This is a genomic window from Kitasatospora sp. NPDC057738, assembly GCF_042798815.1.
GTDB classification, from domain to species: Bacteria; Actinomycetota; Actinomycetes; order Streptomycetales; family Streptomycetaceae; genus Kitasatospora; species Kitasatospora lactacystinica.
Genome location: NZ_JBHVJT010000094.1, coordinates 7448 through 9361 on the forward strand (window position 1 = coordinate 7448; position 1914 = coordinate 9361).

Here is a 1914-nt window from a genome sequence, read left to right on the forward strand (position 1 = left end):
AGGCCGCCCCGGAGGGCAGTCTGCCGGGCCGTAGTGACGGCTGGGTGTCAGCCTCGGGTCAGCTTCTTGTACGTGGCCCGGTGCGGACGGGCGGCGTCGGCGCCGAGCCGCTCGATCTTGTTCTTCTCGTACGACTCGAAGTTGCCCTCGAACCAGAACCACTTGCTGTCGCCCTCGTAGGCGAGGATGTGGGTGGCCACTCGGTCCAGGAACCAGCGGTCGTGGGAGATGACCACGGCGCAGCCGGGGAACTCCAGCAGGGCGTTCTCCAGCGAGGAGAGCGTCTCGACGTCCAGGTCGTTGGTGGGCTCGTCGAGGAGCAGCAGGTTGCCGCCCTGCTTGAGGGTGAGCGCCAGGTTCAGGCGGTTGCGCTCACCACCGGAGAGCACGCCGGCCGGCTTCTGCTGGTCCGGGCCCTTGAAGCCGAAGGCCGACACGTAGGCGCGGGACGGCATCTCGACCTGGCCGACGTTGATCCAGTCCAGACCGTCGGAGACGACCTCCCAGAGGGTCTTCTTCGGGTCGATGTTGGAGCGGGTCTGGTCGACGTAGCTGATCTTGACGGTCTCGCCGACCTTGACCGTGCCGCTGTCCGGGGTCTCCAGGTCCTGGAGCATCTTGAACAGGGTGGTCTTGCCGGCGCCGTTCGGGCCGATGATGCCGACGATGCCGTTGCGCGGCAGGGTGAAGCTCAGGTCGTCGATCAGGATCTTCTCACCGAAGGCCTTGTTGAGGTTCTCGACCTCGATGACGACGCTGCCCAGACGCGGGCCCGGCGGGATCTGGATCTCCTCGAAGTCCAGCTTCCGCATCTTGTCCGCCTCGGCCGCCATCTCCTCGTAGCGGGCCAGACGGGCCTTGGACTTCGCCTGACGGCCCTTGGCGTTGGAGCGGACCCACTCCAGCTCCTCCTTGAGGCGCTTGGCGCGCTTGGCGTCCTTCTGCCCCTCGACCTTGAGGCGCGACTGCTTGCTCTCCAGGTAGGTGGAGTAGTTGCCCTCGTAGCCGATCGCGCGGCCGCGGTCGAGCTCCAGGATCCAGCCGGCCACGTTGTCCAGGAAGTACCGGTCGTGGGTGACGGCGACGACGGTGCCGGCGTACTTGGCCAGGTGCTGCTCCAGCCAGTTCACCGACTCGGCGTCCAGGTGGTTGGTGGGCTCGTCGAGCAGCAGCAGGTCGGGGGCCTCCAGCAGCAGCTTGCACAGCGCCACGCGGCGCTTCTCGCCACCGGAGAGCTTGGTGACCTGCCAGTCGCCGGGCGGGCAGCCCAGCGCGTCCATGGCCTGCTCCAGCTGGGCCTCGAGGTCCCAGGCGTTGGCGTGGTCCAGGTCCTCCTGGAGCTTGCCCATCTCGTCCAGCAGCGCGTCCGAGTAGTCGGTCGCCATCAGCTCGGCGATCTCGTTGAAGCGGTTGAGCTTCCCCTTGATCTCCTTGACGCCGTCCTCGACGTTCTCCAGGACGGTCTTGGACTCGTCCAGCGGCGGCTCCTGGAGCAGCATGCCGACGGTGAAGCCCGGCGAGAGGAAGGCGTCGCCGTTGGAGGGGTGCTCCAGGCCGGCCATCATCTTCAGCACGGTGGACTTACCGGCGCCGTTGGGGCCCACGACGCCGATCTTCGCTCCGGGGAGGAAGCTGAGCGTCACGTCGTCAAGGATGACCTTGTCTCCGTGAGCCTTGCGCACCTTGCGCATCGTGTAGATGTATTCCGCCACGTGAGATCGCTCCGGCGTCGTCGGGAGTAATTCGGCTTGCAGCCTTCCATTGTGCCGCACCCGGCCCGGAGCCCGAACCGCCCAGGTGACCCCACGGGGGTATCCGGAGCCGCTCCCCGCCCGCCCGGGCCCCGCCACCAGCGTCCCTTCCGCCCCGCCCCGCGAACGCGACGGCCCGGCTCCCCGCACGGGTGCGGGGAGC

The 1914-nt window shown here is 67.9% G+C and carries 1 protein-coding gene; it reads right to left on the reverse strand.

The window, feature by feature from the left end:
• Positions 1-47: 47 nt before the first annotated feature.
• Positions 48-1712, reverse strand: coding sequence for an energy-dependent translational throttle protein EttA (gene ettA / locus ACFVGO_RS35110; RefSeq protein WP_359910599.1), 1665 nt, complete (start codon positions 1710-1712; stop codon positions 48-50).
• Positions 1713-1914 lie beyond the last annotated feature (202 nt).